Raw genomic sequence first — 18416 nt, forward strand, 5'->3', positions numbered from 1 at the left:
ATCTGAAATTCCGCCTTCTCACGGTGGGGGTCGTCGCGACGGCGTTGACCGCACTGGCGGGATGTTCCACCGCCGAGAACTCCTCGCAAGCTCGTGTTCGGCGAGAAGGGTTTTCAGATACAACGGGTTGCCGCCGGTGTGTTCGTGCAGCCGACCCACCAGTTCGTCGGAGATACTCGGCCACCGACGACGTGCCATCTCGGCCACCTGCCCGCGCGTCAGACCGGTCAGCGTGATCGTCACCGCTGCGCCGGGACCCTCGATCCACCGCTTCCAGTCGGGGTGTTGCCCAGGCGCCGGCGGCCGCGTGCCGACCGCCACCAGCAGCCGATCCCCGGCGGTGCGTCGCAACAGCCAGAGCAGCGCATCGACCGACTCCGGGTCAGCCCACTGCAGGTCGTCGGCGACCAGCAGTACCGGTCCGGCGGCGGCCAACGCATCGAGGCGGTCACGCAGTCCTTGGGCAGCCACCCGGGGCGTGGATTGCCCACCGTCGAACATTCGACCCGGTTCGACTCCCCATTGGGTCAGCAGCGCATACGGTGCGCGATCGTTCTGCACGCCGTCGGCCGTCAGGACCCGAAAATCTCGTGCTTGCGCGATCAGGTCCGCCAGGAGGCTGGTCTTGCCGAGTCCGGGTTAGCCCTCGACCACCAGAACCGTCGGCACGCCGCCCTCGGCGCGATCGAGCACCGAGGTGAACAGGCCCGGATCGACGCCGTTCCATTCCAGCACAGTGAGCCCCTGGCCTCGATCGCGTGGTGCGCCCGGCGCGCATACCGGACATCGCGAACATACTCCCCGTATCAACTCTCCGTCGCACCTCACCACGTGAGGCAGACTGGGGACGGGACCCGCGACGGCCGCGGGCCACCTCCAGCGAAAGGACCCATCGACGTGTCGAAGAACGCGAAGATCGCTCTCATCATCGTCGGCCTCGGGCTGATCGTGGCGCTACTGGTGTTCTTGCGGCGGGAGAAGACCCTCGTGGACGCGGCCACCGCGAAGATCGAGGAGACGATCGACGAGCTCGATCCCGCGGCCAAGGCCGCCGTGGTGGCGCGTCTGGGCATCGAGGTCAAGGACAAGGCGATCGAGGCCAAGGACATCGCCGTCGGCACCGCCAAGGGCCTCGCGGGCTGACTTCGCCGAGCTGACGCTGCTCAGCCGATGTCGCGGTGTCGGAACGAGATCCATCCGACCAGCACGAGTCCGCCGGCGACGCACAGCATCACCACCACCGGCAGCCATCGCATCGGCTCCACCGGGACGAGCGGGACGTGGGTGAACGGCGAGAGGTCGTCGACCCACTGCGGCAGGTTGAACATCCCCGACAGCGGACCGAGGAGCAGGGCGACGACCACCACCGGCCACCCCAGGTGCACCAGCACGGGCGCCACCGCATAGAGCGCCACCACCAGTGCGCCGATGACGAACATCGCCGGGAGCTGGACCGCGGCGATCTGCGCCTGATGCGCGGCGGGCGTGGCCCATCCGCCCCCGGCGATGCCGTTGCCGACGACGATGCACACCGCGGTGACGACCATCGCCGCCACCAGCCCGCCACCGGCGACGAGCGCGTAGGCCAGGAAGTACCGACCTCGCGCGGTCGGGGTCGCGAGCACCGCTTCGGCGCGGCCCGAGGCCTCCTCGGTGCGCATCCGTTCGGCGAGGGTGACCGCCCACGCGCCGGCCGCGACGGCGAGGATCGAGGTCATCGTCACCGCGAACACGGTGCTCAGACCGATGCCGCCCAGACGTGCCGAGAGTACGTCGGTGACCAGCTGATTCCCTTGTGCCAGTTGGTCGACCGACGGTCCCATGAAGCCGATGACGAGTGCGTAGACACCGAGACCGCCGAGCCATGACCGGAGCAGCGGCGTCGAGGTCTGCGCGACCATCGCCTCCACGTTCGGCAGCCGGTCGGTGCCCGCGGGGCCGGGTCGCGGGGCGATGAGGCCGCCGCCGAGATCGCGATGGCCGGCCACCCAGCCCGCAGCGGCACCACAACAAGCCAGCACCGCGAGGTCCGCGAGCAGCGGCCACGCGTTGTTGGCGCCGAACGGGTCCATCACCTGCGCCCAGCCGACCGGGCTGATCCACCGCAACCACCCCACGTCGCCGGTGGCGTCCGGGATTCCGCGCAACAGATAGCCAACGAGGACGACCGAGGCGCCGACGAGATTGCCGATGTGCCCGGTCGCCGCCACCTGCGCGGTCAGCAGTCCCACGCCGACGGCGGCGAGCGCGGTGCCGGCGTACTGGGCGAAGACGATGCCGACCGACGCGGCGTCCGCGCCGAATCCGAAGAGCATCAACGCCATCGGCGCCGCCACCGCGATCCCGAACAGCGACGCGACGCTGGCCGCCGCCGCGGTCGGCGCGAGCGGCCCGACCACCCCGGACCGGATCAGTTCCGCACGACCGAGCTCCTCCTCCCGGCGGGTCTGGCGCACCACCATCAACACCGTGCACACGCCGAGCGCGGCGATCATGAAAAGACCTGCGCGCCAGACGGTTGCCGAGGCGATGGACTGGATGTGCACGGTGTCGCCGAGCAGGAAACGGAAGGCGGCGTTGGCCCCCGGACCGGCCGCCAGCAAGCGTCGCTTCTCCGGCGTTCCATAGGCCGAGGCGATCGAGGCCGCGGTCGCCAGATTCACCAGCACGAAGATGACCACCGTGACCGGTGCCAGAATCCGTTCGCGCCGCAGCGCCAGCCCGAACAGCAGCCGGTAGCCGGTGATCACCGGGCCTCCAGACGTTCACCGTAGGCATGCAGGAACAACTCCTCCAGGCTTGGTGGGGTCACCGCGAGCGTGCGCACATCCCGGTCGGCCAGCTCCCTTGTCACCGCGACCAATCCGGTGTCATCGACGGTGAAGGTGACCTCGCCCTCGGCCCGCTGCTCGAAGTCGTGGACACCGGTCACCGAGGCCAGGTCGGCGGAGTCGCCGGCGACGGTCGCGGTCACCCGGGAGCGTCGTAGGTGCCGCAAGTCGCGCAGCGAGCCGGACTGGACGGTGCGGCCGTCACGGATGATCGTCACGGTGTCGCAGAGCTGTTCGACCTCGGCGAGGATGTGACTCGACATCAGCACCGCCGATCCCTGTGTCGCACACTCCCGTACGCATTCGGTGAACTGATGGGTCATCAGCGGATCGAGTCCCGACGTGGGCTCGTCGAGGATGAGCAACTCCGTGTCGGCGGCCAGCGCGGCGATCAGGGCCACCTTCTGCCGGTTGCCCTTGGAATAGGTGGAGGCCTTCTTTGTCGGGTCGAGGTCGAAACGATCGATGAGTTCGGCTCGGCGGGATGCGGATTCGGCCCGGATGCCCCGCAGCGACAACAGCAGATCGATACATTGACCGCCGGTCAGCTGCGGCCAGAGGTTCACATCCCCGGGTACGTAGGCCAGCCGCGAATGGATCGCGACGGCGTCGGCATGAGGGTCGGCACCGAAGACGCGCACCGTTCCGCCGTCATATCGATAGAGTCCGAGCAGCACCCGGATGGTGGTCGACTTACCGGCGCCATTGGGTCCGAGGAAACCCGCGACCTCACCGGGGCGCACCCGCAGGTCCAATCCGTCGAGGACACGGAACGAGCCGAAATGCTTTGTCAGCCCGGCAACCTCGATCACCGGGTCGGGCAAGCCGACCCGGCCCTCATGTGCATCGGTCATCGTCGTCCTCCTGGTTTGTCGTCCTGATAGCGCAGCACCACATCGAGCAGTGAGTCGTCGGCCATGACGCCGTGGACCGCGAGTTCGGTCGCCGGGATCACCACCCGGTCGGTGTGCGAACGCAGGATCGCACCGGCATCCGACCAGTCCTCCGGCGGATTCATCACGAGGTCGACCAGCAGCGCACCGAGGGACTGGGCGAGGAGGTAACGCGCCCGGGCCGGCTCGTCCCGGGAGGGTCTGATCGTCCCGTCGGCGACACCGGCCCGAAGGGTGACCTCGGCATCGGCAGCGAGCTGTTCGAGCAGTTCGCGCGCCATGTCTCCCCCGGCCTGCAGACTCCGAATGAGATAGACCATGCGCGGCCCTTGGTCTTCGAGCGTGTCCATCTGGGCCAGGATCGACGCGAAAGCCGGTGCGCCGGGCGATCTCTCGAGACTCTCTCGGTTCGCCTCACGAGTCTGGCGCAGCACGTGGGCATCACATTCACACCGTAACGCGTCCTTGCTCCCGAAGTGGTGGATCACCAGACCCGGACTGACTCCTGCGGCCTCGGCGATCGCGCGGACCGAGGCCCCGAAGCCGGAGCGGGCGAAAATCTCGATCGCGGTGTCGCGCAGGCGGGCACGGGTGTTCCGGTCGTCACCGGCGACCGAATCCGAACCCCGCTCGGCTATACGCATGTTCAATAGGCTAAACATGCGTTCAGCCTCGGTCAAGGGTGCGCATCTGCCTCGTCGTCGCAGGACGACGGGCCGCGGCGCAGTGGCGAGGGCCACAGCCCTAGAATTGCGCCCATGAGCGACGCCGCCACCCCGATCACCCTTCCCGCCGACCTGCTGCCCGCCGACGGGCGTTTCGGTTGTGGACCGTCCAAGGTGCGGCCGGAGCAGCTGCAATCCCTCGTCGACATCGGCGCCTCGGTGATCGGCACCAGCCATCGTCAGGCCCCGGTGAAGAACGTGGTGGGCTCGGTGCGCGAAGGACTGTCGCAACTGTTCGCCCTCCCCGACGGTTACGAGATCGTGCTGTCCAACGGCGGCACCACCGCCTTCTGGGATGCCGCGTCGTTCGGCCTGATCAAGCGCCGCTCCCTGCACCTGACCTACGGTGAGTTCTCGTCGAAGTTCGCCACCGTCGCCAAGAAGGCGCCGTTCCTCGATTCCCCCGCGGTGATCTCGACCGATCCCGGTACCGCCCCCGACCCGGCCGCGCTGACGGCCGACGACTTCGGTGGCGTCGATCTGATCGGCTGGGCCCACAACGAGACCTCCACGGGTGTCGCGGTGCCGGTCTCCCGCCCCGACGGCGCCGACGACGCGCTGATCGCCATCGACGCGACCTCCGGCGCCGGCGGACTGCCCGTCGACATCGCCGCGACCGACGTCTATTACTTCGCCCCGCAGAAGTGCTTCGCCGCCGACGGCGGCATCTGGCTGGCCGCGATGAGCCCGGCGGCCCTCGCCCGGATCGAACAGATCGCCGGCACCGACCGCTGGTGCCCGGAGTTCCTGTCGCTGCCGACCGCGGTCGACAACAGTCGCAAGAACCAGACCTACAACACTCCGGCGCTGTCGACATTGCTGTTGCTGGACAACCAGATCCAGTGGATGCTCGGCAACGGCGGCCTGGACTGGTGCGTCTCACGTACCGCCGATTCGAGTTCGCGCCTGTACTCCTGGGCCGAGAAGTCGGAATTCGCAACGCCGTTCGTCACCGACCCAACCCTGCGTAGCCAGGTCGTCGGCACCATCGACTTCGACGACGAGATCGATGCGGCCGCCGTCGCCAAGACCCTGCGCGCCAACGGCGTCGTCGACACCGAGCCGTACCGCAAGTTGGGCCGAAACCAGTTGCGAATCGGGATGTTTCCGGCAATCGACCCTGACGATGTCAGCAAGCTCACCGCGAGCATCGACTACATCGTCGAGCGCCTGTAGCCCGCGGGCGCATACTCGATGAGGTGACCACCAGCCAGCCCAGTCATCTCGATCGCCGGCGTGCCGAATCCTTCGGTCCGGTCGCCGACGCCTACGACCGCTACCGTCCGCCGTTCCCGCCCGAGGTCATCGAGCGACTCCTACCTGTCCCGGGCATGTCGGTGCTCGACGTCGGCGCAGGCACGGGCATGGTCTCGGCGCCGATGGCCGCGGCCGGCGCGAGCGTGCTCGCCGTCGAACCCGACCCACTGATGGCCGAGAAGGCCCGCACGAAGGGCATCGTCGTCGAGGAGGCGACCTTCGAGGAATGGGATGCGCGTGGACGCACCTTTGATCTGGTGGTCTTCGCCCGCTCGTTCCACTGGGTCGACCCACAGGTCGCACTCGCCCGCATCCCTTCGCTGCTCAACCCCGACGGCCGCCTGGCCCTGCTGTGGAACCGCGCGGCGGCCATCGAGCCCTCAGAAGCACGGATCCGCGAGATCTACCGGGAGGTGTGCGGCGCGGACGCGGTGCCGACCACCCGGGAGGCATCACGCGCCGAGGACCGCGCGCACGAACTGCTGACGAGCGCCGGACTGACGCCGACCATCGATCGATTCGCCGTCGAGACCCACCTGAGCACCGAGGATTACGTGAACCTGGCGTTCACGTACTCGCGCCAGCTCACCCTCGATGCGGACACCGCGGCGCGATTGCGCTCCCGTCTCTCCGAGTTCCTCGGGAACGACGGGGTACGCGTGCGCAACAGCACCGTGGCACTCGTGTGCCGAGCACCGGTGACGGCCTGACCGAGCGGGCCCACACGCTACCCTGGAGCACATACGTCCCATCCGACGCATGGGTCACGTCCGCCACTGTCGGGCTGAACTGCGCGTTTCCGCCGTACCGCCGGGCGACTCCGGCCCGCGTGTCCGGCCCGATCCGCGACGTTCGGTGGTCTAACCTGGCCACAATGCCCGCGCTCGTGGTCAACCGGAGGAGGAGCAGATGCGTGAACTTCGAGTGGTCGGCGTCGACGCCGGCGGCTCCCGAGTCATCTGCCAAGACGAGTCGGGTGAGAAGTTCACCATTGCCGCCGATGAACGCCTCCGTGCCGCCGCCCGCGGCGATCTGTCCCGCCTCGGACAGATCGAGATCGAGATGACCAGCTCACTGCGACCACGCGAGATCCAGTCCCGCATCCGGGCCGGCGCCACCGTCGCCGAGGTCGCCGCCATCGCCGGGGTCAGCACCGACAAGATCGAACGATTCGCCCACCCGGTACTGCTCGAACGCAGCCGGGCCGCCGAACTCGCCGCGCTGGCTCATCCCCTGCGTCACGACGGACCCTCGGAACTCACCCTCGGCGACGTCGTCACCGAGGGGCTCGTCGCGTTCGGCCAGAATCCGTCGGAGGCGGCCTGGGACGCCTGGAAGGGCGAGGACGGCTACTGGGCGGTGCAGATCGCCTGGCAGGTCGGCCACACCGAGCATCGCGCGCACTGGCGGTATCACCCCGGTGCGCACGGCGGAACCGCCGACCCGCTCGACGACCTCGCCGAGGAGCTGACCCATCCGGAACTGATCGAGCCGCGCCGACGCCTGACGCCTGTCGCGACCCCGGTCATCACTCCGGTTCCCGCGCCCGTCGTCGACGTCGACGATGCGGGCCGCGAGCAGGTCACCCTCGACGCCGACTCGATCATCGGTGCCCAACGCAGCCGACACGATCCCGCGCATGCCCCCTTCGACGAGCACGGCACCTACGCACTCGATTTCGACTCCGCAGACCCGCACGGCACCGAACCGCACGGGCGCCACCGCGACGACGTCGAGGTCGGCACCGAACCCTCGGAGACCTCCGACGACGTCGCGACGGCCGAGGACGCCGACAGCCACGCCGTCGACACCGACAGCGCCGACGATTCGGCGCACACCACCGACGACGCACCGCCCGCGCCGACCCCGGTCACCGCGCAGCGTCGGCGCAAGTCACGCAAACCACCGGTACCTGCCTGGGAGGACGTCCTGCTGGGTGTCCGTAGCAATCCGAACAGCTGAGGGGGACGATGTCGGCGCGCGCAGTCACACTCTGGTTCATCGATACCGATGATCCTGCGCGAGTGATCCGTGACGGAGTCACCAACGACGTGACCGCTGCCGGACGCCTGGCGTCGGCCATCTACGGCGACAGCGTCCTACTGCCGATGGTCGACACCGACCTCGCGTCGGCGATGAGTGCGACGGATTCGCACGTCTACGCCGGTTTCTACGGGCCGCTGAGCGTGTTGTCGTGCTCGCTGTTCGCCACCGAGCGGCCCAGCACACTCACGCGGACGATCGCGTCGATCCAGCGCAGTGCCGCAGCCACGGTGCTCTACACCGATCCGGCCACCGGCACCGGCGCCTTCGCCCGATGGGAGAACGGGGAGCTGCGGCGCTCGTTCTCGGCGACACCGGTGGACTACTTCGAAGACGAGGGCGTGCCCTTCGGATTCGAAGGACCGTTCTGGGGCGGCGAACATCCGCTGCGCTACGCCGACGGGGTGGCCCCCGACCCGCTGGCCCTGCCTTTTCACCCGCAGCAACTCGCCGAGGAATCCAACCGGGCCTGGCTCGGTTTCCGCTTCACTCATCCCCTCGCGCCGACCGACTCCGACCCGGCCCGAATCCCGGTGACCGCGTTCGCCATTCATCCGGCGGACTACCAACCGACGAGCGAGGACATCGAGCGCTACCACGCCGCGTCACGTGCGCGGGCGACACCACCGCCGACGCCCGACGAACAGGGCGGCGGTGAACCGAAACGCGGCCGCGGCCGGTTGGCCCGGTACTTCGGCTTCGGCGGCTCCTGACACCTCGGTCACCGCAACGTTTTTCGCTGTCGCTACGAGATGGCGAACAGAGCGATACCCGAACCGACCCCGGCGAGCAGCCCGGTGAGCGCACCCCACACGATCCACCGCCACACCGGGCGAAACCTGAAGTCCCACAACGTCCACGCAGTCGCCGGGGCCAGCACGAAGATCGCGACGAGACCGACGCCGTGCGCGAGCGACTCCGCCAGACTGTAGACCCCGACGGTCACCAGCGAGCAGAAGGCCACAGCCACCGCACTGACGAGCAGCCCGAGTGTCCACGGCGTCGGCTCGTGGCGGCGCCATGGCTCGAGGTCGGCACCATCGGCCGATCCCGCGATCACCCGCTGCGGCTCGGGGATGTACATCGTCCACGCGGGGGTGCGGTCGGCGGTGCGCTCGCCCGAATCGCTCATTGCCCCATCGTGCCCGACCGGACGCGCTCATAGAAGGCGATCGCCGCCGCGGTGGCGACATTGAGCGAGTCGGTGCCCCGACTCATCGGGATCCGTGCCTGCACATGGGTGGCACGCATGGTGGCCCTGGCCAGTCCGGGGCCCTCGGCGCCGACGAGGAAGGCGACGCGCTCGGCGTCCACCGACTCGGCCAGGACCGCGGCCTGCGGGTCCGGGGTCAGCGACACCGTGGTGAAACCATGCCGGTGCACGTCGTCGAGTCCCGCGGGCCACTCGTCGAATTGCGCGGACGGCACCAACAGGGCGTGCCCCATCGACACCCGCACACTGCGCCGATAGAGCGGATCGGCACAGCCCGACCCGAACAGGACGGCGTCGACCCCGAGCCCCGCGGCATTACGGAAGATCGACCCGATGTTCTCGTGGTCGTTGACGCCTTCGAGGATCGCCACCGTCCGCGCGCCGGCGAGCACCTCATCGACGTGGCGGACCGGTGGTCGGCGGGCCACCCCCAGGACCCCGCGATTGAGATGGAACCCGACGATCTCGGCCATCACCTCGGCAGTGGCCCGATAGAACGGGACGGCCGGGTCGGTGTTCTCCGGCCCGACCACCCGCACGTCGTCGGCGAGTTCGTCGAGTCGCCGCGAAACCCCGAGGAAGGCGTGCGGGGTGAAGCGGGAGGCGATCATCCGTTGGGCGACGAGGACGCCCTCGGCGATGACCAGACCCCGGCCACGCCGGCCGCCGGGCAGGGCGGGTAGATCCGGACGCCGGTCGACCGAATTGAGATCGCGGAAGTCGTCGACCCGCTCGTCGGCGGGATCGTCGATGTCGATCACCCGCACCGGCAGTCTCCCGGCCGGCACGGGACCCGAGTGGACCGGACTCGAGTGGACAGGGCTGGGGGGCACGGGAGGGGAAGGCGCGTCGGACACAACCAGTCAGTCTGCCAAAGCGGCGACCGGGGACACTCGCCGATCCGAACCCGACGGGCCCGGTGACGAGTCCGGTATGACAACGTGGAGTCGTGAACAGTGCCGATGCCACGATCGACCATCTGAGCCTGAACCGCGCCACCGACGACGACTGGGACGACATCATCGCCGCCGACGCCCGGGCGTTCGCGATGCGCAACCCGATCCCCGACGACGAACGAGATGACCTGCGCGCCAAGGTCTCCGATTCCGACGTCATCGTCGTCCGGGATACCGATGTGTCGTCGGTGCCGTTGGTCGGGGTGTCGATGTTCTACCGGATGTCGATGACCTTGCCCGGCGGAGCCGTCGCCGATGCAGCCGGACTGTCGTGGGTGTCGGTGGCCGCGACTCATCGTCGCCGCGGCATCCTGCGGCGGATGCTCACCGAGTTGACCCGCCAGTGGATCGACGAAGGGCAGACCTTTGCGATCCTCACCGCATCGGAGGGCACCATCTACGAGCGCTTCGGCTTCGGGCCGGCGTGCTTCGCGCATTCGATCCGCATCGGGTCATCGGCTCGGATGCGGGCCGAGCACCCGTCCCACGCGACGGTGCGCTTCGCCCACCCCGACGAGGTGGCGGCCGCCGTCGCCGACATCCATCACCGGTGGACCGCGACCCGACCGGGCGCCCTCGCCCGCACCGAGCAGTGGTGGGCGCCGATCCTGGCCGACCGCGACTCCGAACGCCCGCCGGCCGCGAGCGGGTTGCACTACCTGCTGCACGACGACGGGTACGCGAGCTACCGGGTGTTCAAGGGCGTCGCCGACGGCGAGGTACACGCCGAGATCGAGGAGGTCGTGGCGGTCACCGAGGACGCCCACACCGATCTGTGGCGGGTGTTGATCTCCCTCGACCTCATCCCGACCCTGCACGCGTCCATCCCGGTCGACGACCCCCTTCCGCGCAAGCTGCTGAACCTGCGCTCGGTCGAGGTGACCGGCCTGGTCGACAAGATGTGGTTACGCATCCTCGACGTGCCCGCCGCGCTCGGCGCGCGACGATACGACGCCGATCTCGACGTGGTCCTCGAGGTGGGCGATCGCTTCGCCGGGCGCGGCGGAACCTTTGCCCTCACCGTCCGCAACGGTGCCGCCGTCGTGGTGCACAGCGAGGCCCAACCGACCGTGCGACTGGACACCTCGGTGCTCTCCAGCCTCTACCTCGGCGGGATCTCCGCGCACGAGTTCGCCGCGGCGGGACGACTGTGGACCGATTCGCCGGCCACGCTCGACGCGCTGGACCGGGCGTTCGCGACGACCCGGGCACCGTTCGCCGGCACCTTCTTCTGACCCGACCTCCCGCGCCGACCCGACCCTCCTCTCGGCCCGACGGGTCGGAGGTCAGCTGTCGTCGGAGATGATCCGCTCGAGGATCGGCACGGCGGCGCTCAGCGTCGCGCGTTCCTCGTCGGAGAGCTCCTCGAGCCGGTCGTTGAGCCACGCCTTGCGGGCGGCCACCTCGTTCGCGATGACCCGCTCCCCGGCCGGCGCCAAGGTCACGATGGCCTGCCGACCGTCGGTGGGGTGCGCCTCACGCTTGATCATGCCGAGGTCGGCGAGCGAGGCGATGACCCGCGTCATCGACGGCGGTTTGACGCGTTCGGCCGCGGCGAGCGCACCCGGCGACATCGACCCCTCGTGATAGAGGGTGTTCAGCGCCGAGAGCTGCGTCAACGACACGAGTTCGTTGTCGCGACGCAGTCGCAGCCGCCGGGCCATACGTACGATCGCGAGCGACAGCGACCCGGCCAGCCGTTCGTCACCCTCAACAACAAGCTCCACGGCGCAAATATTATGTTCTTCTCAGGAATTCCGCAGCATCGCGGCGAGAATGTCGCTTCTACGGACCACAGATGTCCTCACATGTGCGCGAGTCCCGTCGCGACGGCCACGTGGTGCTTCCCCGACTCTTCCCCGAGCAATCCCTTCCTCCGCAAGAAATTTCGCGGGGAAGAACGAAGGAGTAGGGGAAGAACACTCTTCCCCTACTCTTCGTGGGTCGTACGAGCCGATCGGAGACGAGGCAGCGCGCACGAGTGCGGTCCTCAGCCGAGGAGATCGGAGATCGGCTGCCGCGCGAAGTAGGCGACGAAGACGATGGCCACCAGCCACATCAACGGATGCACCGTGCGCGCCTTGCCCGCCGCGGTCGCCATCACCACCCAGCTGATGAAACCGACGCCGATGCCGTTGGCGATCGAGTAGGTGAACGGCATGGTGACGATGGTCAGGAAGGTCGGCAGCGCGATCGCGAAGTTCGTGAAGTCGATGCTGCGCACCTGCGCGATCATCAGTCCGCCGACGATCACCAGTGCCGGCGCGACGGCCTCACTCGGGATGACCTCGTAGACCGGGGTGAAGAACATCGCCGCGAGGAACAGCACGCCGGTGACGATGTTGGCCAGACCGGTCCGCGCACCTTCGGCGATACCCGACGCCGATTCGACGAAGACGGTGTTCGACGACGACGACGCGACACCACCGGCGATCGCGCCGGTGCCCTCCACCACCAGTGCCCGTCCGATGCCCGGCAGATTGCCCTTGGCGTCGGTCAGCCCGGCCTCCTTGCCGAGGCCGGTCATCGTGCCCATCGCGTCGAAGAAGTTCGACAGCACCAGAGCGAACACGAGCACACATGCGGCGAGCACACCGACGCGGGTGAAGGCACCGAACAGGTCGACATCACCGACGAGGCTCAGATTCGGCAGTCCACCGAGTGAGTGCGGGATCTCGGGCACCGACAATCCCCACCCGCCGGGCTTGGTGGCACCCGATCCGAGGTGCAGCACCGACTCCAGGATGAGCGAGGCGACCGCGGTCACCGCAATACCGATGAGGAGTCCGCCGGGGACCCGTCGGACCACCAGCACGCCCATCAGCAGTACGCCGAGTACGAACACCAGCGTGGGGATGGTGGTGATCGAGTTGCCGCTGCCCAGTTGCACCGGCACCGTCGTCCCGGCGGCGTCGGGGATGCGCCGGACGAAGCCGGCGTCGACGAATCCGACGAACGCGATGAACGCGCCGATACCCGCGGCGATGGCCGCTTTCAGTTCGGCCGGAACGGCATTGAACACCGCGGTACGGAACCCGGTGACCGCGAGCAACACGATGATGATGCCGTCGATGACGACCAGACCCATCGCCTCGGGCCACGTCATCTGCGGCGCGATGGTCACCGCGAGCAGGCTGTTGATCCCGAGGCCGGTGGCGATCGCGAACGGATAGTTGGCGACGAGACCGAAGATGATCGACATGACGCCGGCGACGAGCGCGGTGACGGCGGCGACCTGGGCGATCGGCAACACGTGCCCGAGGACGTCGGCGTTGTGCGGCTCGCCGGGGATGCCGCCGATGATGATCGGATTGAGCACGACGATGTAGGCCATCGTGAAGAAGGTGACCAGGCCGCCGCGGAACTCCCGACCCAGCGTCGACCCGCGCTCGGAGATCTTGAAGAAACGGTCGAGCGCGCCCGTCGACCGGGCGCTCTCCTGCGTCGACTGGGCGCCCGATTCCGTCGACCGGGCGCTGGATTCCGTCGACTGGGCGGGAGTCGGTTTCGGGGGCTGACTCGAGGAATCGGTGGACACACCGGAAAGCTACCCTGAAGCCCATGTCCGACGCAGCAACCGTGCCCGAACTGCCCCGTGCCCTGCGCGCGCCCGAGCCGGTGATCATCGTCGGGATGCTGGCGTGGCTGATCGCCACGATCGTCGTCGGCGTGTCCGGATGGGGTGGGGGGCGAACGCTCGCGGTCTGCCTCACCGGCCTCGGCGTGGGCGTGCTGGGGACGCTGGTCTTCCTGATCCAGCGCAGGGCATCGCGACGCGGCGAGAAGACCGCACAGCGGGGACTCGACTGACCGCAAGACCCCTCCCGATCTCTTTTCGATGTGACCCTTGACACGTCCGTCTCGGTGAATGTACGTTCATTCACCATGAAGACGTGATCACCCGATCACCACCGACGATTCGACGAGGAGCAACCGACATGAGCTACGAGGACATCGAGTACACCGTCGAGGGGCCGGCCGCGATCATCACGATGAACCGACCCAAGCGCTACAACGCCTTTCGCGCCAAGACCGTGGAAGAGATGATCAACGCCTTCCGCCGCGCCTGGGCGGATTCCTCCGTGCAGGCCGTCATCCTCACCGGCGCGGGCGACAAGGCGTTCTGCACCGGTGGTGACGTCAAGCAGCGCGCCGAGACCGGCGACTACGGTCCGTCGGAGAGCGGGATGTTCGAGATCGGCAACCTGCACAAGACGATTCGTGACATCCCCAAGCCGGTCATCGCCGCCGTCAACGGCCTCGCCATCGGCGGCGGCCATGTGCTGCACGTGCTGTGCGACCTCACCATCGCCGCCGACACCGCCCGCTTCGGCCAGTCCGGCCCCAAGGTCGGGTCCTTCGACGCCGGCTTCGGCTCGGCCTTCCTCGCCCGGGTCGTCGGGGAGAAGCGCGCCCGCGAGATCTGGTACCTGTGCCGCCAGTACGACGCGCAGACCGCCGAACGCTGGGGACTGGTCAACTGGGTCGTCCCGGCCGCCGACCTCCTCGACGAGGCCAAGAAGATCGCCGGCGAGATCGCCGAGAAGTCACCCACCGCGATCCGGGTCCTCAAGCAGAGCTTCAACGCCGACACCGATCATCAGGCGGGACTGTCGAACATGGCGATGAGCGCCCTCGATCTGTTCACCCACCACACCGAAGAAGGCGCCGAGGGTGCCGCGGCATTCGCCGAGAAGCGCATGCCGCAATTCAACAAGTTCGCCGCCATCTGAGCTCACCACAGACCTCGCCCCGACATCCCCGCACTCGACTCCCCACGAAGGACCCACACCTCATGAGCAGCACCAACATCGCGGTCGTCACCGGCGCCGCCTCGGGTATCGGCAAGGCCATCGCACTGGCCTTCGCCGAACAGGGCACGACCGTCGTCGCCGCCGACCTCAATCTCGACGCCGCCAAACAGACCGCCGCGCAGAACCCCGCCATCGTGCCGATGAGTGTCGACGTCTCCGATCGCGCGCAGGTCGACGCTCTCCGTGAGGCAGTCAACGCCGAGGTCGGCGTCCCGGACATCCTCGTCAATGCCGCAGGGTGGGACCGCACCGATCAATTCCTCAATGCCACAACGGAATTCGCCGAGAAGGTGGTGGCCATCAACTATCTCGGACCGGTGCACATGGCCAGCGCCTTCCTCCCTGGCATGGTCGAGGCGTCGGCGTCGGACGACTGGGCGGGCGGGCGCGTGATCAATCTCGCGTCCGACGCCGGGCGCGTCGGCAGTTCCGGTGAATCCATCTACGCCGGCGCCAAGGGCGGCGTCATCGCGCTCAGCAAGTCACTCGCCCGCGAGATGGCCCGACATCGGATCACCGTCAACGCGGTCTGCCCCGGACCCACCGACACCCCACTGTTCCAGGCACAGGACGAGAAACTCAAAGCCGCACTGATCAAGGCGATTCCGTTCCGCAGGCTCGCGCGCCCCGACGAGGTCGCCGCACCCGTGCTGTTCTTCGCCTCCCCCGCAGCGTCGTTCATCACCGGTCAGGTGATCAGCGTCAGCGGCGGATTGACCATGGCCGGCTGAGGAATTCACCGAGCACCGAAAGATCTGACATGAGCACCAGCACCGCGCCCCGCGTCTACGACGCACATCAGTACCGTTCGTTCTTCGAGAACGAATTCACCTATCTGAACGGCTTCCGCCGCAACGTCTCCCGATATGCCGGCGCGGTCGCGATGATCGACCCCGTCACCGACTCGCAATGGACCTACGCACAACTCGGGGCGGCCGTCGACGCACTGGCCGCCGGGCTGGCGCACCGCGGCGTCGCCGACGGGGATGTGGTTGCCTACCAACTGTTCAACGGCCCGGAGTTCGCCCAGCTCTACCTCGCCACTCAAGCGGCAGGCGCCGTCGGCTCGCCGGTCAACTTCCGGCTCGCCGCCGGCGAGACCGCGGTCATCCTCGACGTCAGCACCCCGAAGGTGTATGTCTATGACACCGACCTGACGCCGATGGTCACCGAGGCGATCGCCCTGGCAGACCATACGCCGGAAATCCTGATCGGCGTGGGTACCGGCGCACTCGTCGACGGCCCGACGTCACTGCGCTTCGACGACCTCCCGCGCGAGTCGGCGCCACCACGGGTCACTCGCACCGTCTTCGACGAGACCACCCGGCTCTACACCTCGGGAACCACCGGCATGCCCAAGGCGGTGCCGATGAACAGCGCGATCGAGATCTTCTCCGCACATGACGTGATCATGCACTTCCCGCTGTCGCCGGAGGACCGCACGCTCAACATGTCACCGTGGTTCCATCGCGGCGGACTCTATTGCGCCGGCCCCAACCCGACGTTCTATCTGGGATCGTCGCTGGTACCGATGCGCGCATTCGACGCCGAGACGACCCTCGACTGGGTGGAACGGTACCGCCTGACCTTCCTCATCGGCGCTCCGACGAACCTCGCGATGCTGGCCACCGCGCAGCAGGCCCGCCCGCGTGACCTGTCGAGCCTGCGCGGGATCGTCACCATGGGAGCACCGCTGGAACGCGAAGCGGCCCTGCGGTATCAGGAGATCCTGACGCCGCGCGTGTTCAACGGATACGGCAGCACCGAGGGATTCTGGAACACCTTCCTGCGTCCCACCGATCTGCCCGCCCACGCCGGTACGGCCGGCCGCGCGTGCATCGACGACGACGTGCGCGTGGTCCGGGTCCACGACGACGGCCGACTCGCGAGCCCCGACGAGGTGGTCGCCCGCGACGGCGTCGAGGTCGGTGAGGTGATCATCCGCTCGCCCAAATGCGCTGCCGCCTACTTCGATTCCCCACAGCAGGAGAAGGCCAAGTACAACGGCAGCTGGCTGCACATCGGCGATCTGGCGACCTGGGATGCCGACGAGTTCGTCACGATCGTCGGCCGTAAGGACGACATGCTGATCTCCGGCGGCGAGAACGTGCACCCGGTGCAGGTCGAGGAGGCGCTCAACGGGCATCCGGCCGTTGCCGATTCGCTCGTCGTCGGAGTCCCCGACGATCGTTGGGGCCAACTCGTCGTCGCCTACGTCGTCCCCGCCGAGGGCGCCCACCCGACCGCCGACGAACTCGACGCCTACTGCCGTACCCACCCGATGCTCTCGCAGTTCAAACGGCCCCGCGCCTACCGGATCATCGACGCACTCCCGGTCTCGGCGACCGGGAAGAAGTTGCACTACAAGGCCACCACGTCGGCGGCATCGGAGATGGCCGCAGGAGAATTCGCCACCCCCGAACCCACACCCCACATCCGACAACCCCAGGCCCAAGAACAAGGAGCGACCCCGTGAGCGCCACCACCTCCACCCCGAAGTTCTCCGCGATCGACCCACTGAATCTCGACCTCGGCTACTCCGACGACGAACTGGCCGTGCGTGATTCGGTACGCGGGTTCCTCGCCGAGCACGTCACCCCGCATATCGCCGACTGGTTCGAGGCGGGCTCGATCCCGATCGCGCGGGATCTGTTCAAGCAGTTCGGTCAGCTCGGCGTGCTCGGCATGCACCTCGACGGATACGGTTGCGGCGGAGCATCATCGGTGCACTACGGCCTGGCCAGCCTCGAATTGGAGGCCTGCGACTCCGGCATCCGGTCGATGGTATCGGTGCAGGGCTCGCTGGCGATGTTCTCCATCTACAACAACGGCAGCGAGGAGCAGAAGAATCGGTGGCTGCCGTCGATGGCCGAGGGCACCACCGTCGGCTGCTTCGGGCTGACCGAACCCGACGCCGGCTCGGACCCGGCGTCGATGAAGACCAGGGCCCGACGCGACGGTGACGACTGGATTCTCGACGGCCGCAAGATGTGGATCACCAACTCCCCCATCGCCGATGTGGCGGTCGTGTGGGCCCGGACCGAGGAGGGCGTTCGCGGCTTCATCGTGCCCACCGACACCGCCGGGGTGTCCACCCCGGAGATCAAACACAAACTGTCACTACGGGCGTCGACGACCGGCGAGATCGTCCTGGACAACGTGCGTCTGCCGGCCGAGGCGCTGATGCCCGGCAACGACGATCTGCACAAGGGTCAGGGCATCAAGGCTCCGTTGTCGAGCCTCACCGAAGCGCGGTACGGCATCATCTGGGGGTCGATCGGCGCGGCCCGGACCGCGTGGCAGGCGGCCGTCGACTATGCCACGCAGCGAACGCAATTCGGCAAACCCATCGCGGGCTTCCAACTGACCCAGGCCAAGATCGCCGACATGGCCCTGGAACTGCAGAAGGGCCAACTGCTCGCGCAGCACCTGGGCCGGCTGAAGGACTCGGTGGGTCTGCGTCCCGACCAGGTCAGCTTCGGCAAGCTCAACAACACGCGCGAGGCCATCAAGATCTGCCGCACCGCGCGAACCATTCTGGGCGGCAACGGGATCTCACTGGAGTACCCGATCATCCGGCACATGGTGAACCTGGAGTCGGTGCTGACCTACGAGGGCACCCCCGAGATGCATCAGCTGGTCCTCGGTCAGGCCTTCACCGGCCAGAACGCCTTCCGCTGAGAG

Annotated in this window: 18 protein-coding genes and 1 pseudogene; 11 read left to right on the plus strand and 8 right to left on the minus strand. The window is 68.0% G+C overall.

What is annotated here, in order from left to right:
- Positions 1-18: 18 nt before the first annotated feature.
- Positions 19-627, minus strand: a pseudogene (locus AC5ZH6_RS21085) (ATP-binding protein); the annotation flags it as partial.
- 270 nt (positions 628-897) lie between these two features.
- Here AC5ZH6_RS21085 and AC5ZH6_RS21090 point away from each other — a divergent pair.
- Positions 898-1143 (plus strand): hypothetical protein, encoded by a 246-nt coding sequence (locus AC5ZH6_RS21090; protein ID WP_006368223.1) that lies wholly within the window; start codon positions 898-900, stop codon positions 1141-1143.
- A 20-nt stretch (positions 1144-1163) separates the two neighbouring features.
- Here AC5ZH6_RS21090 and AC5ZH6_RS21095 read toward each other — a convergent pair whose 3' ends face one another.
- Genes AC5ZH6_RS21095 through AC5ZH6_RS21105 form a run of 3 tightly spaced genes read right to left on the minus strand, consistent with a single transcriptional unit; the run spans position 1164 to position 4368 of the window.
- Positions 1164-2750: an ABC transporter permease gene (locus AC5ZH6_RS21095; protein WP_288337180.1), complete on the minus strand. Its 1587-nt coding sequence runs from the start codon at positions 2748-2750 to the stop codon at positions 1164-1166.
- Positions 2747-3685, minus strand: a complete 939-nt coding sequence (locus AC5ZH6_RS21100) for an ABC transporter ATP-binding protein (protein WP_006368221.1) — start codon at positions 3683-3685, stop codon at positions 2747-2749. The genes AC5ZH6_RS21095 and AC5ZH6_RS21100 overlap by 4 nt, the downstream gene beginning before the upstream one ends.
- A complete protein-coding gene (locus tag AC5ZH6_RS21105) occupies positions 3682-4368 on the minus strand; it encodes a TetR/AcrR family transcriptional regulator (RefSeq protein WP_288337181.1) in 687 nt (228 codons plus the stop codon). Before AC5ZH6_RS21105 ends, AC5ZH6_RS21100 begins: the two co-directional genes overlap by 4 nt.
- A 114-nt stretch (positions 4369-4482) precedes the next feature.
- Between AC5ZH6_RS21105 and serC the strand changes: the two genes are divergently transcribed.
- The 4 genes from serC to AC5ZH6_RS21125 all read left to right on the plus strand — a co-directional run bounded on the left by serC (position 4483) and on the right by AC5ZH6_RS21125 (position 8462).
- The gene (gene serC, locus AC5ZH6_RS21110; RefSeq protein WP_006368219.1) at positions 4483-5625 is read left to right on the plus strand and encodes a phosphoserine transaminase; all 1143 of its coding nucleotides are present in this window, start codon (positions 4483-4485) and stop codon (positions 5623-5625) included.
- A gap of 23 nt (positions 5626-5648) precedes the next feature.
- A complete protein-coding gene (locus tag AC5ZH6_RS21115) occupies positions 5649-6416 on the plus strand; it encodes a class I SAM-dependent methyltransferase (RefSeq protein WP_265076935.1) in 768 nt (255 codons plus the stop codon).
- 199 nt (positions 6417-6615) lie between these two features.
- The gene (gene sepH, locus AC5ZH6_RS21120; RefSeq protein ID WP_265076936.1) at positions 6616-7668 is read left to right on the plus strand and encodes a septation protein SepH; all 1053 of its coding nucleotides are present in this window, start codon (positions 6616-6618) and stop codon (positions 7666-7668) included.
- Between the two features lie 8 nt (positions 7669-7676).
- On the plus strand, positions 7677-8462 hold the full coding sequence (locus AC5ZH6_RS21125; protein ID WP_006368214.1) for a DUF6928 family protein: 786 nt from the start codon (positions 7677-7679) through the stop codon (positions 8460-8462).
- Between the two features lie 32 nt (positions 8463-8494).
- On the opposite strand, the gene AC5ZH6_RS21130 is transcribed toward AC5ZH6_RS21125, so the two are convergent.
- Positions 8495-8881: a DUF2537 domain-containing protein gene (locus tag AC5ZH6_RS21130; RefSeq protein WP_265076937.1), complete on the minus strand. Its 387-nt coding sequence runs from the start codon at positions 8879-8881 to the stop codon at positions 8495-8497.
- On the minus strand, positions 8878-9729 hold the full coding sequence (locus AC5ZH6_RS21135; protein WP_265078064.1) for a TrmH family RNA methyltransferase: 852 nt from the start codon (positions 9727-9729) through the stop codon (positions 8878-8880). The genes AC5ZH6_RS21130 and AC5ZH6_RS21135 overlap by 4 nt, the downstream gene beginning before the upstream one ends.
- 182 nt (positions 9730-9911) lie before the next feature.
- Between AC5ZH6_RS21135 and AC5ZH6_RS21140 the strand changes: the two genes are divergently transcribed.
- Positions 9912-11153 (plus strand): GNAT family N-acetyltransferase, encoded by a 1242-nt coding sequence (locus AC5ZH6_RS21140; RefSeq protein WP_006368210.1) that lies wholly within the window; start codon positions 9912-9914, stop codon positions 11151-11153.
- Positions 11154-11204: 51 nt separating this feature from the next.
- Here the strand turns inward: AC5ZH6_RS21140 and AC5ZH6_RS21145 are convergent, their stop codons facing one another.
- Both AC5ZH6_RS21145 and AC5ZH6_RS21150 read right to left on the minus strand, forming a co-directional pair.
- Positions 11205-11645, minus strand: coding sequence for a MarR family winged helix-turn-helix transcriptional regulator (locus AC5ZH6_RS21145; RefSeq protein ID WP_006368209.1), 441 nt, complete (start codon positions 11643-11645; stop codon positions 11205-11207).
- Between the two features lie 263 nt (positions 11646-11908).
- Positions 11909-13456: an NCS2 family permease gene (locus AC5ZH6_RS21150; protein ID WP_006368208.1), complete on the minus strand. Its 1548-nt coding sequence runs from the start codon at positions 13454-13456 to the stop codon at positions 11909-11911.
- A 23-nt stretch (positions 13457-13479) separates the two neighbouring features.
- On the opposite strand from AC5ZH6_RS21150, the gene AC5ZH6_RS21155 reads away from it, so the two are divergent.
- The 5 genes from AC5ZH6_RS21155 to AC5ZH6_RS21175 all read left to right on the plus strand — a co-directional run bounded on the left by AC5ZH6_RS21155 (position 13480) and on the right by AC5ZH6_RS21175 (position 18413).
- Positions 13480-13728, plus strand: coding sequence for a DUF2530 domain-containing protein (locus tag AC5ZH6_RS21155; protein ID WP_006368207.1), 249 nt, complete (start codon positions 13480-13482; stop codon positions 13726-13728).
- Between the two features lie 128 nt (positions 13729-13856).
- On the plus strand, positions 13857-14651 hold the full coding sequence (locus AC5ZH6_RS21160) for an enoyl-CoA hydratase-related protein (RefSeq protein ID WP_288337182.1): 795 nt from the start codon (positions 13857-13859) through the stop codon (positions 14649-14651).
- Between the two features lie 62 nt (positions 14652-14713).
- The gene (locus AC5ZH6_RS21165; RefSeq protein ID WP_288337183.1) at positions 14714-15463 is read left to right on the plus strand and encodes an SDR family NAD(P)-dependent oxidoreductase; all 750 of its coding nucleotides are present in this window, start codon (positions 14714-14716) and stop codon (positions 15461-15463) included.
- 29 nt (positions 15464-15492) lie between these two features.
- The gene (locus AC5ZH6_RS21170) at positions 15493-17208 is read left to right on the plus strand and encodes a class I adenylate-forming enzyme family protein (RefSeq protein ID WP_288337184.1); all 1716 of its coding nucleotides are present in this window, start codon (positions 15493-15495) and stop codon (positions 17206-17208) included.
- On the plus strand, positions 17205-18413 hold the full coding sequence (locus AC5ZH6_RS21175; protein WP_276114361.1) for an acyl-CoA dehydrogenase family protein: 1209 nt from the start codon (positions 17205-17207) through the stop codon (positions 18411-18413). The genes AC5ZH6_RS21170 and AC5ZH6_RS21175 overlap by 4 nt, the downstream gene beginning before the upstream one ends.
- The last annotated feature ends 3 nt before the right edge of the window (positions 18414-18416 follow it).

The sequence above is a fragment of the Gordonia sp. YC-XJ4 genome, from assembly GCF_059511865.1.

What these genes read in the sequence shown, in the direction of transcription:
- AC5ZH6_RS21165 (WP_288337183.1), top strand. Translation starts at nt 14,714, where the DNA reads ATGAGCAGCACCAACATCGCGGTCGTCACCGGCGCCGCCTCGGGTATC.
- AC5ZH6_RS21170 (WP_288337184.1), top strand. Translation starts at nt 15,493, where the DNA reads ATGAGCACCAGCACCGCGCCCCGCGTCTACGACGCACATCAGTACCGT.
- AC5ZH6_RS21130 (WP_265076937.1), bottom strand. Translation starts at nt 8,881, where the DNA reads ATGAGCGATTCGGGCGAGCGCACCGCCGACCGCACCCCCGCGTGGACG.
- AC5ZH6_RS21105 (WP_288337181.1), bottom strand. Translation starts at nt 4,368, where the DNA reads ATGCGTATAGCCGAGCGGGGTTCGGATTCGGTCGCCGGTGACGACCGG.
- serC (WP_006368219.1), top strand. Translation starts at nt 4,483, where the DNA reads ATGAGCGACGCCGCCACCCCGATCACCCTTCCCGCCGACCTGCTGCCC.
- AC5ZH6_RS21125 (WP_006368214.1), top strand. Translation starts at nt 7,677, where the DNA reads ATGTCGGCGCGCGCAGTCACACTCTGGTTCATCGATACCGATGATCCT.
- AC5ZH6_RS21100 (WP_006368221.1), bottom strand. Translation starts at nt 3,685, where the DNA reads ATGACCGATGCACATGAGGGCCGGGTCGGCTTGCCCGACCCGGTGATC.
- AC5ZH6_RS21155 (WP_006368207.1), top strand. Translation starts at nt 13,480, where the DNA reads ATGTCCGACGCAGCAACCGTGCCCGAACTGCCCCGTGCCCTGCGCGCG.
- sepH (WP_265076936.1), top strand. Translation starts at nt 6,616, where the DNA reads ATGCGTGAACTTCGAGTGGTCGGCGTCGACGCCGGCGGCTCCCGAGTC.
- AC5ZH6_RS21160 (WP_288337182.1), top strand. Translation starts at nt 13,857, where the DNA reads ATGAGCTACGAGGACATCGAGTACACCGTCGAGGGGCCGGCCGCGATC.